This is a genomic window from Streptomyces sp. PsTaAH-137 (assembly GCF_003259365.1).
Classification (GTDB): domain Bacteria; phylum Actinomycetota; class Actinomycetes; order Streptomycetales; family Streptomycetaceae; genus Streptomyces.
In genome coordinates this window covers 63,216-77,822 of record NZ_QLLY01000029.1, presented here as the reverse complement: position 1 = coordinate 77,822, position 14,607 = coordinate 63,216, and the positions used below count along the sequence as shown (strand labels likewise).

The window sequence follows — 14,607 nt, the reverse complement described above, 5'->3', positions numbered from 1 at the left end:
AGGTGGGCACCGAGGGCCAGTTGGGCGGCCGCGCCCAGGTCCGAGGCGTCTCCGGCGTCTGGAAGGACCTCACCGACAACGTCAACTTCATGGCGGACAACCTGACCTCCCAGGTCCGCAACATCGCCCTGGTGTCCACGGCCGTGGCCCAGGGCGACCTCGGCAAGAAGATCACCGTCGAGGCGAAGGGCGAGATCCTGGAGCTGAAGTCGACGATCAACACGATGGTCGACCAGCTCTCCGCCTTCGCCGACGAGGTCACGCGTGTCGCCCGCGAGGTCGGCACGGAGGGCAACCTGGGCGGTCAGGCCCAGGTGCGGGGCGTGTCGGGCGTCTGGAAGGACCTCACCGACAACGTCAACTTCATGGCGTCGAACCTGACCTCCCAGGTCCGCAACATCGCGCAGGTCACCACGGCCGTGGCGCAGGGCGACCTGTCGAAGAAGATCTCGGTCGACGCGCGCGGCGAGATCCTGGAGCTGAAGGACACCGTCAACACGATGGTGGAGCAGCTGCGCGGCTTCGCCGACGAGGTGACCCGTGTGGCCCGCGAGGTGGGAACGGACGGGCGCCTCGGCGGGCGTGCAACCGTGCACGGCGTGTCGGGCGTCTGGAAGGACCTGACCGACAACGTCAACTACATGGCGGACAACCTGACCTCCCAAGTGCGCAACATCGCGCAGGTCGCCACCGCGGTGGCGCAGGGCGACCTGTCCAAGAAGATCGACGTCGACGCGCGCGGCGAGATCCTCGAACTGAAGACGACCATCAACACGATGGTCGACACGCTCTCGTCCTTCTCGTCCGAGGTCACGCGTGTGGCCCGCGAGGTGGGCTCCGAGGGCCAGCTCGGCGGCCAGGCGCGGGTGGAGGGCGTGTACGGCACCTGGAAGCGTCTGACGACGAACGTGAACGAGCTGGCGTCGAACCTGACGACGCAGGTCCGCGCGATCGCCGAGGTGGCCTCCGCGGTGACCTCCGGCGACATGTCCCGCTCCATCACGGTGGAGACGCAGGGCGAGGTCGCCGAGCTGAAGAACAACATCAACCTGATGGTGGCCAACCTCCGCGAGACGACCCGCGCGAAGGACTGGCTGGAGTCGAACCTGGCGCGGCTCGCGGCCCTGATGCAGGGCCACCGCGACCTGATGGAGGTCGCCGACCTGATCCTGCGCGAGCTGACGCCGCTGGTGAACGCCCAGTACGGGGCGTTCTTCCTCGCCGAGCCCGACGAGGGCGACACCCCGATCCGCCCGGCCATCCCCACCAAGGGCCTGGCCTACATCGCGGGGTACGCGTCGGCGGCGGCCTCGGTCGTCGACACGGGCGGCATGCCGGTGCACGGCCTGGTCCGCCAGGCGGCCCTGGAGAAGAAGCGCATCCTCGTCGAGGACGCACCGCCGGACTACATCAAGATCAACAGCGGTCTGGGCGAAGCGGCCCCGGCCTCGGTCGTCATCATCCCGATCCTCTTCGAGGACAAGCTCCTCGGCGTGATCGAGCTGGCGTCCTTCTCCCGCTTCTCCGACGTCCACCTGGCCTTCTTCGACCAGTTCGTCAACACCATCGGCGTCGCGATCAACACCATCATCGCCAACTCCCGCACGGAGTCCCTGCTCGGAGAGTCGCAGCGCCTTGCGACGCAGTTGCAGGAACGTTCGAACGAACTCCAGCGGCAGCAGGCGGAGTTGCAGCGATCGAACGCCGAGCTGGAGGAGAAGGCGGCCCTGCTGGCGACCTCGTCCCAGTACAAGTCGGAGTTCCTGGCGAACATGTCGCACGAACTCCGTACACCGCTGAACTCGCTGCTGATCCTGGCCCGGCTGCTCTCCGACAACCCGGACGGGCATCTCAACGACCAGGAGGTGCAGTTCGCGACGACGATCCACCGCTCCGGGTCCGACCTGCTCCAGCTCATCAACGACATCCTCGACCTGTCGAAGATCGAGGCCGGCCGGATGGACGTGCGTCCCAAGAAGCTGCCGCTGATCAAGCTTCTCGACTACGTGCACGCGACGTTCCGCCCGATCACCCTCGACCGGGGTCTCGCCTTCGAGGTGACGGTCGGCGAGGACGTGCCGCGGGAGATGTTCTCCGACGAGCAGCGCCTCCAGCAGATCCTGCGCAACCTGCTGTCGAACGCGATCAAGTTCACCGCGAACGGCAAGGTCGAGCTGCGCGTCGCCCGGGTCAAGGACCCCGAGCACCAGTACGTGCGCGACAGCGACGACCTGATCGCGTTCGCCGTCTCCGACACCGGCATCGGCATCGCCCGCGACAAACTCCCCGTCATCTTCGAGGCGTTCCAGCAGGCCGACGGCACCACGAACCGCAAGTACGGCGGCACGGGCCTCGGCCTGTCCATCAGCCGGGAGATCGCCGGGCTGCTCGGCGGCCGCATCATCGCCGAGAGCGAGCCGGGCCACGGCTCGACGTTCACGCTGTACGTGCCGGTGCGCCACCCCAGCCACGAGCCGCACGAGCCGGTCGCGGAGCCGGGGCAGATCGCCGCGCACGGGGGCCAGCGGCCGGTGCTCGTACCGGAGCAGCAGACCATGGCCCCGGACTCGTACCCCCTGCACGAGCAGGAGGACAACTGGCCCACGCCCACCAAGCTGGAGCAGTGGAAGGCGGGCCGCGCGGGGCAGGTGCTCGCCGGGCGCCGGGTCCTGATCGTCGACGACGACATCCGCAACGTCTTCGCGCTGACCCATGTGCTGGGCCGGGTCGGCATGCCCGTGCTCTACGCGGAGAACGGCCGCGAGGGCATCGACACCCTGGAGCTCAACCCGGACATCGAACTGGTCCTGATGGACATCATGATGCCGGAGATGGACGGCTACGAGACCATCTCCGTCATCCGCGCGACGCCGCAGTGGGCCGGACTGCCCATCGTGGCGCTGACCGCGAAGGCGATGCCCGGCGACCGCGAGAAGTCGATCGCCAAGGGCGCCAACGACTACGTACCGAAACCCGTGGATGTCGACCAACTGCTGACCGTCGTCTGCGATCTGCTGTCGCCCGACGCCACCGCGGGGGACACCACCGACTCGGGGACACCCCACGAGGGAGAGTCCGTGGCCCCACCGACGCTGGAGTGAGGCACCGTCACCATGACCATCACAGAAGCCGGTTCACTGGACCGGGCCAGCATCCTCCTGGTCGACGACATGGAGGACAACCTGGTAGCGCTCGAAGCGGTCCTCGGATCGCTCAACGAGCCGCTGGTGCGGGCCCGTTCGGGCGAGGAAGCCATGAAGGCACTGCTGCGGCACCGGTTCGCGGTCGTCCTTCTGGACATCCGGATGCCGGGCATGGACGGCTTCGAGACGGCGACGAACATCAAGCGCCTCGACCAGACGAAGGACGTCCCGATCATCTTCCTCACCGGCACGGACGCGGACGCGGGCTACGCCTTCCGCGGCTACGCGACCGGGGCGGCCGACTATCTGACCAAGCCCTTCGACCCATGGGTGCTGCGCGCCAAGGTCACCGTCTTCCTCGATCTGCACCGCAAGAGCCAGCAGCTGGAGCGGCTGCTCGCCCGCGAGCAGGCGCAGTTCGACGCGCTGGCCGGCCGGATGTCCTCGATCGAGCACCTGCTGGCCGAGCATCCGCAGCCCGACGTCTCCGCACTGCGCGCCCGCGTCTCGGAGATGGAGGAAACGTTGCGCACGCTGAGGCGCCCCTGACCCGGGGCGCCCCAGCGGCGTTCGTGACGGGGATCAGCCCTCGCGCGTACCGGCGTACATCTCGTCGAGCAGGCCCTTGTACTCGCGCTCGACGACCGGCCGCTTGAGCTTGAGGCTGGGCGTCAGCTCGCCGTGCTCGATGTCGAGGTCGCGCGGCAGCAGCTTGAACTTCTTGATGGTCTGCCAGCGCTGCAGGCCCTGGTTCAGCTCCGCGACATAGCCCTCGACTAGCTGGACGGTGGCGGGGGCGGCGACGACGTCCGCGTACGTCTTGCCCTCCAGGCCGTTGTCCTTCGCCCACTCCAGGATCGACGGCTCGTCGAGCGCGATGAGGGCGGTGCAGAAGTTCCGGTCGGCGCCGTGCACCAGGATGTTGGAGACGTAGGGGCAGACGGCCTTGAACTGGCCCTCGACCTCGGCGGGCGCGATGTACTTGCCGCCGGAGGTCTTGATCAGGTCCTTCTTGCGGTCGGTGATCCGCAGATAGCCGTCGACGGACAGCTCGCCGATGTCACCGGTGTGGAACCAGCCGTCGCTCTCCAGGACCTCGGCGGTCTTGTCGGGCAGCCCGTGGTAGCCCTCCATGATGCCGGGGCCGCGCAGCAGGATCTCGCCGTCGTCGGCGATCCGCACCTCGGTGCCGGGCAGCGGCTTGCCGACCGTGCCGGTGCGGTAGGCCTCGCCGGGGTTGACGAAGGACGCGGCCGAGGACTCGGTCAGGCCGTAGCCCTCCAGGATGTGGACGCCCGCACCGGCGAAGAAGTAGCCGATCTCGGGGGCCAGCGCGGCGGAGCCGGAGACACAGGCCCGCAGCCGGCCGCCGAAGGCCTCGCGCAGCTTGCTGTAGACGAGGGTGTCGGCGACCTTGTGCTTGGACGAGAGGCCGAACGGCACGGACGCCACACCGGTCCTGCGGAAGTTGTCCTGGCTGACCTTGGCGTACTCGCGCGCGACCCCGGCCGCCCACTGGAAGATCTTGTACTTGGCGGCGCCACCGGCCCGCGCCTTCGCGGCGACCCCGTTGTAGACCTTCTCGAAGATGCGCGGCACGGCGGCCATGTAGGTCGGCTGCACGACCGGCAGATTCTCGATGATCTTGTCGACGCGGCCGTCCACGGCCGTGACGTGCCCGGCCTCGATCTGCCCGCTGATCAGCACCTTGCCGAAGACGTGGGCGAGCGGCAGCCACAGGTACTGCACGTCGTCCGGGCCGATGAGCCCGGTCGCCGACATGGCCTTCGCCATGTACGCCCAGTTGTCGTGCGGGAGGCGGACGCCCTTGGGGCGGCCGGTGGTGCCGGAGGTGTAGATGAGGGTGGCGAGCTGGTCCTTGTGGATCGCGCCGACGCGCTCCTTCACCACCTCCGGGTTCTTCTCCAGGTAGGCGGCGCCGCGCGCCTCCAGGTCCTCCAGGGTGAGCAGCCAGCCGTCGGGGTCGGCGGCGTCCGGCTCGACGCCGGTCGCGTCGACCACGACGACATGGCGCAGCTCGGGCAGGTCGGCCCGGCGCTCGCGCGCCTTGGCGAGCTGGGCGGCGTCCTCGGCGATGAGCACCTTCGACTCGGAGTCGGAGAGGATGAACGCCGACTCCTCGGCGTTGGTCTGCGGGTAGACGGTGGTGGTCGCCGCGCCGGCGCACATGATGCCGAGGTCGGCGAGGATCCACTCGACCCGGGTCGAGGCGGCGAGCGCCACCCGCTCCTCGGCCCGCACACCCAGCTCGACGAGTCCGGCGGCGATCGCGTAGACCCGCTGTGCGGCCTGCGCCCAGCTGAGCGACTTCCACTCGTCCGGGGCCGGGCCTGCGGCCGCGGGCACCGGGTAGCGATAGGCCTCGGCATCAGGTGTGGCGGCCACGCGCTCCAGGAAGAGAGACGCCACGGAAGGCGGCCGGTTCTCGATCAGGGTCTGTGTGTCGCTCACGACGTCCTCCGGGGCCCGCGGCTGTTGAAACGCGGCTTGTTTAACTGGCGAGTAACCATTGAGCAGTGATCAGGGTAAGGGCCACTGCCCCGGTGCGTAAGGGGCTCCGGCCTCCGACTTCACCGAGGACCACCCCATCCGTACCTGCCCACACAGGGCCCACACAAAAGCGGTGGGCCCGACACGCCTGTGCGTGCCGGGCCCACCGCTTTTGTCCGCCGGGACTGCTCCGGTGACTACTTCTTGCTCTTGCCGCCGCTGTCGTCGCTGGACAGGACCGCGATGAAGGCTTCCTGCGGAACCTCCACGGAACCGACCATCTTCATCCGCTTCTTGCCCTCCTTCTGCTTCTCGAGGAGCTTGCGCTTACGCGAGATGTCACCGCCGTAGCACTTGGCGAGGACGTCCTTGCGGATGGCGCGGATGGTCTCGCGGGCGATGACCCGGGAGCCGATGGCCGCCTGGATCGGCACCTCGAAGGCCTGCCGCGGGATCAGCTCGCGCAGCTTGGCGACGAGCCGCACACCGTAGGCGTAGGCCTGGTCGCGGTGGGTGATCGCGGAGAAGGCGTCCACCTTGTCGCCGTGCAGCAGGATGTCGACCTTCACCAGGTGCGCGGTCTGCTCGCCGGTGGGCTCGTAGTCGAGCGAGGCGTAGCCCCGGGTCTTGGACTTCAGCTGGTCGAAGAAGTCGAAGACGATCTCGGCGAGCGGCAGCGTGTAGCGGATCTCGACGCGGTCCTCGGAGAGGTAGTCCATGCCGAGCAGGGTGCCGCGCCGGGTCTGGCACAGCTCCATGATCGAGCCGATGAACTCGGACGGCGCGAGGATGGTGGCGCGCACGACCGGCTCGTAGACCTTGTCGATCTTCCCCTCGGGGAACTCGCTCGGGTTGGTGACGATGTGCTCGGCACCGTCCTCCATGTCGACGCGGTAGACCACGTTCGGCGCGGTGGCGATCAGGTCGAGCCCGAACTCGCGCTCCAGACGCTCACGGATCACGTCGAGGTGCAGCAGCCCGAGGAAGCCGACGCGGAAGCCGAAGCCGAGCGCGGCCGAGGTCTCCGGCTCGTAGACCAGCGCCGCGTCGTTGAGCTGGAGCTTGTCGAGGGCGTCGCGCAGCTCGGGGTAGTCCGAGCCGTCGAGCGGATACAGGCCCGAGAAGACCATCGGCTTCGGGTCCTTGTAGCCGCCGAGGGCCTCCTCGGCGCCCTTCTGCTGGCTGGTGATGGTGTCACCGACCTTGGACTGCCGGACGTCCTTCACACCGGTGATCAGGTAACCGACCTCACCGACGCCGAGCCCGTCGGCGGCCAGCATCTCCGGCGAGTTCGTACCGATCTCCAGCAGCTCGTGCGTGGCGCCGGTGGACATCATCCGGATCCGCTCGCGCTTGTTGAGCTGGCCGTCGACGACACGGACGTAGGTGACGACACCGCGGTACGAGTCGTAGACCGAGTCGAAGATCATCGCGCGGGCCGGGGCGTCCTTCACGCCGACCGGCTGCGGGATCTCGGCGACGACCTTGTCGAGCAGCGCCTCGACGCCCATGCCGGTCTTCGCGGAGACCTTGAGCACGTCCTCGGGCTGGCAGCCGATGAGGTTGGCCAGCTCCTCGGAGAACTTCTCGGGCTGGGCGGCCGGCAGGTCGATCTTGTTGAGCACCGGGATGATCTTGAGGTCGTTCTCCATCGCCAGGTACAGGTTGGCGAGAGTCTGCGCCTCGATGCCCTGCGCGGCGTCGACGAGCAGGACCGTCCCCTCGCACGCGGCGAGCGACCGCGACACCTCGTACGTGAAGTCCACGTGGCCCGGGGTGTCGATCATGTTGAGGATGTGCGTATTGCTCTTGTCGTGGGTCGGGGCCCACGGGAGACGCACCGCCTGGGACTTGATCGTGATGCCGCGCTCGCGCTCGATGTCCATCCGGTCGAGGTACTGAGCACGCATCTGCCGCTGCTCGACAACGCCGGTCAGCTGGAGCATCCGGTCGGCGAGCGTGGACTTGCCGTGGTCGATGTGCGCGATGATGCAGAAATTGCGGATCAGAGCCGGGTCGGTACGGCTCGGCTCGGGCACATTCTTAGGGGTCGCGGGCACGCAGGGTCCTGTCTCTTGAGGCGCCGTTTGCCTCAGGTCGGCCTCGGTTGGGATCGATACGTAGCTTCCATGGTCCCATGGCCGGGGCACTGGGACCGGTTTGGGCCGGTGGGAGTACGGCTGGTACCGTGGTCAGCTGTGTCTCATGCCCTCTCAGCGCGAGGCACACACTCAGAGAAAATCACCGGTACGGGTCCTTCACCGGCCCCGTGCCTGAACCTGCAAAGGCTCATTTCGTGGCGAACATCAAGTCCCAGATCAAGCGGAACAAGACCAACGAGAAGGCCCGGCTGCGCAACAAGGCCGTCAAGTCCTCTCTGAAGACCGCGATCCGCAAGGCCCGCGAGGCCGCTGCCGCGGGTGACACCGCGAAGGCCACCGAGTTCCAGCGCGCTGCCGCGCGTCAGCTCGACAAGGCCGTCGCCAAGGGCGTCATCCACAAGAACCAGGCCGCCAACAAGAAGTCGGCGCTTGCTTCGAAGGTCGCTTCCCTCCAGGGCTGAACCTGACCTGATCTGTACCCGGTAGGACCCGGGCGGGCCCTCTCTCATCCGCCCCCGACCGGCCCCCGAGCCCACACGCGACTGCGTTCGCCACGCGGGTGTGGGTTCACCCAGAGCGTGACCAAAGGCCCCGCCCTTCTTGGCTGAGAAGGGCGGGGCCTTTGGCTTTTCTGATTTCAGCCTGCCGGCGTTTGAGGACGAGGCCGAAGGCCGACAGGGGGGGTCTGGGGGCGCAGCCCCCAGGGACGGCCCCCGCGATGACCGGCTAACGCCCCCGCGCCCGCGCGGCCCCGGCCACGGCGACAACGGCTTTCTCCAGGGCGTACTCGGGATCGTCCCCGCCCCCCTTGACCCCGGCATCCGCCTCGGCGACGGCCCGCAACGCCAAGGCGACCCCGTCCGGAGTCCACCCCCGCATCTGCTGCCGCACCCGATCGATCTTCCACGGCGGCATCCCCAGCTCCCGGGCAAGATCCGCCGGCCGCCCCCCACGCGCGGAGGACAGCTTCCCGATGGCCCGCACCCCCTGCGCCAGCGCACTGGTGATCAGCACCGGCGCGACCCCGGTGGCCAGCGACCACCGCAACGCCTCCAGCGCCTCCGCGGCCCGCCCCTCCACGGCCCGGTCGGCCACGGTGAAGCTGGACGCCTCGGCCCGCCCGGTGTAGTAGCGCGCGACGACGGCCTCGTCGATGGTCCCCTCGATGTCGGCGACGAGCTGCGCGGAGGCGGACGCCAGCTCCCGCAGATCGCTGCCGAGAGAGTCGACGAGCGCCTGGCACGCCTCGGGCGTGGCCGAACGGCCGAGCGTGCGGAACTCCGAGCGCACGAACGACAGCCGGTCCGCGGGCTTGGTCATCTTCGGGCAGGCGACTTCCCGCGCGCCCACCTTGCGGGCCGCGTCGAGCAGCCCCTTGCCCTTGGCGCCACCGGCGTGCAGCAGGACGAGCGTGATCTCCTCGACGGGCGAGGCGATGTACGCCTTCACGTCCTTGACGGTGTCCGCCGACAGGTCCTGCGCATTGCGTACGACGACGACCTTGCGCTCGGCGAACAGCGACGGGCTCGTCAGCTCCGCGAGCGTCCCGGGCTGCAACTGATCGGGGGTGAGGTCGCGGACATCCGTGTCGGCGTCGGCGGCCCGGGCAGCGGCCACCACCTGCTGCACCGCGCGGTCGAGCAGCAGGTCCTCCTGGCCCACCGCGACGGTGAGCGGGGCGAGGGGATCATCGTTTGCAGTCTTCCTGGCCATCGCGGTCAAGCATCCCACGCGCCACCGACAACCCGGCCCGCCCGGCCCACCCACCAAAGCCGGGATCGGGAATCAGCGGCCGGTGCTCAGGGAGCCTCCAGCCACCCGTCCCACTCCCCCGCGAACCCGTCCAGCTCTCCGGGATCGAGCCGCCCGTCGGGGTCCTCCACGACCACCAGCCACTGGGCGTCCTCGGCGTCGTCCTCACCGGCCAGCGCGTCCCGTACGAGCTGCGGCTCCTCGGCCACACCGAAACGGTCGCCGAGTGCTTCGGCGGCCTCCTCCGCCGCGTCGCGGTCGGGCAGCACCAGCACGTGTCTCACATCGCTCACGCCACCATCTTCGGCCACCCGCGCCCCGGATCGGTCCTCGGGGACCACGATCAGTCCTTGGGCACGATCTGCACGTCGAGCTCGATGCGGACACTGGAGCCGACGACGGCGATGCCGCGCGCCAGCATCGTCTGCCAGCTGACGGTGAAGTCGTCCCGGTGCAGTTCGGTGGTGGCCCGGCAGGCGGCGCGGGTCTCGCCCTCCATGCCGTTGCCGATCCCCAGGTACTCGGCGTCGAGCGTGACCGTGCGGGTCACGCCGTGCAGCGAGAGCGCGCCGGTGATCGCCCAGCGGCTGCCGCCCTTGTGCACGAAGCGGTCGCTGTAGAACTCCAGGGTCGGGAAGCGGTCGACGTCGAGGAAGTCGGCGGACCTGAGGTGGTCGTCGCGCATCTTCACGTTCGTGTCGATGGACGACGCGTCGATGACCACGTGCATCGCGGACTGCTCGACGCGGTCGGCGATCCGCAGTGCGCCGGCGAAGGTGTTGAACCGGCCGTGGACCCGGGCGAGCCCGATGTGCCGCGCCGTGAACGCGATCGAGGAGTGCGTCGGCTCGATCTCCCACTCGCCGGACTTGGGCAGCTGGGGCGGCGGCGCGACCTGGAGCGTGACATCACCGAGCGAGGCGTGCGCGTTCTCGGCGACGGTGGCGCTGACCCGGTAGGGCGCGAACCCCTCGGCCGAGACGGCGAGCCGGTAGTCCCCGGCGGGCACGGCCGCCATGAACGAGCCGTACGGGTCGGTCCCGCCGCTCACCACCTTGCGCCCCATCGCGTCGCTGACCGCGAACTCGGCGCCGCGCACCGGCTCGTTGACCGGGTCGAGGACCCGGCAGCTCAGGACGCCCGCGCTGGGCGGGACCGTCACCGCCGCCAAGGGATTTGCCCGTTGAGCCCGGTTCGTACGGTTTCCCAGCCTGCGGCCGAACATGAACTACCCACCCCAGTACGCCTTGACGAGTGTCGTCACTTCTTCAACGAAGAAGCATTCGACCACCGTTGCGGCATTCGAGGCAACACGGGCCCATTTCTACTCACGGGTAGCATTTGGGCGACCGCGAACCGGTGCCGGTCTTCGCTTCCTGCACGCTCGAACCACCTGTCCGCCGTGCCGGGTTCACCGGTCCAACGCCGTCGGCGCCGTCAGGGTCCGCCGTGCGCCACCTCCAGACCGGCTCCGCCCCGCGCCCCGGACCCGCCGCTCACGACGGCGATCGCTCCGTCCCGGTCCGTCCGCAGCACGGCGGTCCCCTGCGCCCGCAGCGCCGCCATGGTCCGCGGAGCCGGATGCCCGTACGGGTTGCCGGCCCCCGCGCTGATCAACGCGAGCCGGGGCGCGACCCGCCGCAGCAGCCCCGGATCCTGGTAGGCCGAACCATGGTGGGCGACCTTCAGCACGTCCACCCGGGACAGCCCGGCGCCCGCGCCGCTCCTCGTCAGCGCCCGCTGCGCGGCCGGTTCGAGGTCGCCGAGCAGCAGCAGGGTTAGCCCGCCGGTCCGCACCAGCAGCGTGACGCTCGCGTCGTTCGGCCCGTCCGGACCGGGCCCGGGACCCGGTGGCGGCCACAGCACCTGCCAGTCGAGCGGTCCCGCTCTGCGCCGCTCCCCCGCCACCGCCCGGACCATTGTGAGTCCGTGCGCCGCAGCGAGCCGCCGGACGAAGACGGCCTGATCCGCCGGCTCCGCGAACCCCGTGGTCTCGATCGCCCCGACCGACCGCCCCCGCAGCACCCCCGGCAGGCCCGCCACATGGTCCGCGTGGAAGTGCGTGAGCAGCACCAACGGGATCTTGGTGATGCCCAGCGCGCGCAGACACCGGTCGACGCGCACCGGGTCGGGCCCGGCGTCCACCACGATCCCGGCATCCGGCCCGGCGGCGAGCACCAGCGCATCCCCCTGCCCGACGTCGCACATCACCAGCCGCCAGCCCGGCGGCGGCCAGCCCGTGATCACCCGGGTCAGGGGCGCGGGCTGCACCACGACCAGCAGGAGCAGCAGCGCACATGCCCCGCAGACCCACGCGGACCTGAGCGCTCTGCGCCCCACGACGACCAGCAACGCCGTGCCGACCGCGAGCAGCGCTCCCCCGCGCCAGCCGCCCGGCCAGTCCACACCGCTGCCCGGCATCGCGGCTCCCGTCCGCGCGATCCCGGCGATCCAGCCCGCGGGCCAACTCGCGCACCAGGCGCAGAACTCCGCCACGGGCATCGCGACCGGCGCCGCCGCGAGCGCCGCGAACCCCAGCACGGTCGCGGGCGCGACGGCGAACTCCGCCAGCAGATTGCACGGCACCGCCACCAGGCTCACCCGCGCCGCGAGGACGGCGACGACGGGCGCGCACACGGCCTGGGCGGCGGCCGCCGCGCCGAGCGCCTCGGCGAGCCGCCCCGGCACCCGGCGTGCGCGCAGGGCCGCGCTCCAGCGCGGGGCGAGGGTGAGCAGCGCACCGGTGGCGAGCACCGACAGCAGGAACCCGTAACTCCGCGCCAGCCAGGGGTCGTAGAGGACGAGCAGCAGCACGGCCGTGGCCAGGGCGGGGATCAGGGATCTGCGGCGTCCCGTGGCGACGGCGAGCAGCGCGATCAGCCCGCACGACGCCGCCCGCAGCACGCTCGGCTCGGGCCTGCACACGACGACGAAGCCGAGCGTCAGCCCACCGCCGAGCACCGCGGTCGTCCGGAGCGGCAGGCCGATCCGGGGCGCGAGTCCCCGTCTCTCCACGAGGTGCGCGGTGCCCGGCGGCCCGATCAGCAGCGCCAGCAGGATCGTGAAATTCGCTCCGCTGACAGCGGTCAGGTGGAGCAGATCGGTCGCCTCGAACGCCGCGTGCAGCTCCGGCGTGACCCGCGCCGTGTCCCCCACGACGAGACCGGGCAGCAGGGCGCGGGCGTCCGCGGGCAGCCCGTCCGTCGCCCGCCGCAGCCCCGCGCGCAGAGCGCCGGCCAGCCGCTGCGGGCCGCTCGGCGCGCCCACCACGTGAGGCCGCTCGCCCAACCGGACGCGCAGCACGGCCGCGACCCGGTCGCCGCCGGTCAGGGGCGGCGCGAGCGAGCCCGTGACCCGCAGCCGGGTGGTCGGCAGCCGGGACAGCCAGGGGCTGCCGCGCGGCCCGGCGCTCGGGTCAGCGCTCCGGTCGACCGCTGCCGCCCGGGGCGAGTCCGCGATGACCAGCACCGGTGCCCGGGTCCGGTACACCGTGCCGTCCGGCGCCGTGACCCGCACCATGTCCGCCTCGACGAGCACGGCGGCCGGCGCGGCGTGGTCCCCGCTGATCCGCGGCCGGGTGAGCCGGGGATCGGAGGTGATCTCCACCTCGGCGTCGACCCGGGCGTACCGGGCCGCGAGGTCCGGTACCGGGCCACGGCGCAGGTCGGCTCCGTGCAGGCCCGCCGAGGCGGCTGCCGCGGCGGTGCAGAGGAGAAGCAGCGCGGCGGAGGGGCTCCGCCAGGCGCGGGGTTCGTGGGGTGCCGGGCGGCCCTGGTATGTGGATCGGTGCGGGGCGTGTGTGGCTGGGCGCGCAGTTCCCCGCGCCCCTCCGGTTCGGGCCGCGATCAGTAGCCCCGCGCCGACGAGTGCGCACACCGTGGCCACCGCTGCCGCCCACCACCCCGGGGCCGTCAGCAGCAGTGCCGTCGTCGCCCAGGCCGCCAGCGCGGGCGGGACCAGTCTCAGGTCGACGGGATCCTCTTGGCGGGCGTCGCTCTGCTCGGCGCCGGTCATGGCCGGACCAGATTCTGCAGGTCCTCGAAGCGCCGGTCCCCGATGCCGTTGACCTCGCGCAGTTCGTCCACGGAGCGGAAGCCGCCGTGCTCGGTGCGGTAGTCGATGATGTGCTGGGCCAGCACCGGGCCGACGCCGGGCAGGGTGTCGAGCTGTTCCACACTCGCGGTGTTGAGGCCGATCGGCCCGGCGGGCGGAGCAGCGGCGGCAGAGCTTCCGCCCGGGGCGCCGCTCCCCACCGGCGGGGCCGCACCGGCCGCCACCGGCTCACCCACCAGGACCTGCTCGCCGTCGGTCAGCAGGCGCGCCCGGTTGAGCCCCGCCGTGTCCGCGCCGGGACGGACTCCACCGGCCGCCCGCAGCGCGTCCGCGACCCGGGCCCCGGCGGGCAGTCGCTGGATGCCGGGGCGGCGCACCTTCCCGGCGACGTCCACGACGATCCCCGTGCCACCCGTCGGCGTCGACCCGGATTCGGGACCGGGCGCAGGCGAGGGAACGGGGTCGACGCCCTCCCCGGCCACCGCCGGAGCCGCCGCCCGCACCGTCTCGGGGGCCCGCACCGGCTGCGTACGCCCCGCCCAGAAGTGCTGAACGGCGAAGAGCGCGGCGACACAGAGGACCACGACAAGCGCCAGCGCGCCCCGCCGCTCGACACCGCAGCGGGCCTGCACCCACAGCGGCAGCCGGTCACGCACGGCCAGAGCGGCCCGCTCCCTCCACGACGAGGGCCTGGTCTCCGGCGCGGGCGCCTCCGGCACAGGATCCCGCACCGAGGGACCGTCCCGGCCCGGCGGCGCGAACAAGGCCTCCGCCCGCAGCCGCGTCTCCTCCTCGGCCCCGCCGCGAACGCCCCCGTACCGCACGCGACGCCGGGTCTGTCGCCGCTCGCGGGCGCGGCTGTCGGACGCGGGCCCGCGCCCCGGCCCGCTGGATGCCCGAGCCGCTGACGGTGCCGATGCCTGTGCTGTCCTGGACAGTGATCGAAGTGCCATGTCCGAGACGGTAGGCACCGCACGACAAACGAGTGGATCTTGCTCAATTCCCGGGGACAACAAGCCAGTTGTGGAAAACTCCGTCACCCACAC

General features: G+C 70.9%; 10 protein-coding genes. 3 read left to right on the top strand and 7 right to left on the bottom strand.

What is annotated here, in order from left to right; translation table 11 throughout:
* Both K377_RS38860 and K377_RS38855 read left to right on the top strand, forming a co-directional pair.
* Window positions 1–3,101: HAMP domain-containing protein (locus K377_RS38860; RefSeq protein ID WP_111668372.1), on the top strand; the 3,101-nt coding region annotated here is incomplete at its 5' end.
* A 12-nt stretch (window positions 3,102–3,113) separates the two neighbouring features.
* Window positions 3,114–3,692: a two-component system response regulator gene (locus K377_RS38855; RefSeq protein ID WP_111668371.1), complete on the top strand. Its 579-nt coding sequence runs from the start codon at window positions 3,114–3,116 to the stop codon at window positions 3,690–3,692.
* Between the two features lie 33 nt (window positions 3,693–3,725).
* Here the strand turns inward: K377_RS38855 and K377_RS38850 are convergent, their stop codons facing one another.
* Window positions 3,726–5,615, bottom strand: coding sequence for a long-chain fatty acid--CoA ligase (locus tag K377_RS38850; RefSeq protein WP_111668370.1), 1,890 nt, complete (start codon window positions 5,613–5,615; stop codon window positions 3,726–3,728).
* A gap of 236 nt (window positions 5,616–5,851) precedes the next feature.
* Window positions 5,852–7,714, bottom strand: coding sequence for a translation elongation factor 4 (gene lepA, locus K377_RS38845; RefSeq protein ID WP_111668369.1), 1,863 nt, complete (start codon window positions 7,712–7,714; stop codon window positions 5,852–5,854).
* Between the two features lie 236 nt (window positions 7,715–7,950).
* Between lepA and rpsT the strand changes: the two genes are divergently transcribed.
* Window positions 7,951–8,217, top strand: a complete 267-nt coding sequence (gene rpsT / locus K377_RS38840) for a 30S ribosomal protein S20 (protein ID WP_111668368.1) — start codon at window positions 7,951–7,953, stop codon at window positions 8,215–8,217.
* 265 nt (window positions 8,218–8,482) lie between these two features.
* Here rpsT and holA read toward each other — a convergent pair whose 3' ends face one another.
* From holA to K377_RS38815, 5 genes are all read right to left on the bottom strand, one after another.
* Window positions 8,483–9,469, bottom strand: coding sequence for a DNA polymerase III subunit delta (gene holA / locus K377_RS38835; protein ID WP_111668367.1), 987 nt, complete (start codon window positions 9,467–9,469; stop codon window positions 8,483–8,485).
* An 86-nt stretch (window positions 9,470–9,555) separates the two neighbouring features.
* A complete protein-coding gene (locus tag K377_RS38830) occupies window positions 9,556–9,801 on the bottom strand; it encodes a hypothetical protein (protein ID WP_111668378.1) in 246 nt (81 codons plus the stop codon).
* A gap of 50 nt (window positions 9,802–9,851) precedes the next feature.
* Complete coding sequence (locus tag K377_RS38825; protein WP_111668366.1) at window positions 9,852–10,733, bottom strand: YceI family protein; 882 nt, start codon at window positions 10,731–10,733, stop codon at window positions 9,852–9,854.
* 212 nt (window positions 10,734–10,945) lie between these two features.
* Entirely contained in the window at window positions 10,946–13,522 is a 2,577-nt protein-coding gene (locus tag K377_RS38820) for a ComEC/Rec2 family competence protein (protein WP_111668365.1), read from the bottom strand.
* Complete coding sequence (locus K377_RS38815; RefSeq protein WP_111668364.1) at window positions 13,519–14,514, bottom strand: ComEA family DNA-binding protein; 996 nt, start codon at window positions 14,512–14,514, stop codon at window positions 13,519–13,521. Before K377_RS38815 ends, K377_RS38820 begins: the two co-directional genes overlap by 4 nt.
* Window positions 14,515–14,607: the final 93 nt, after the last annotated feature.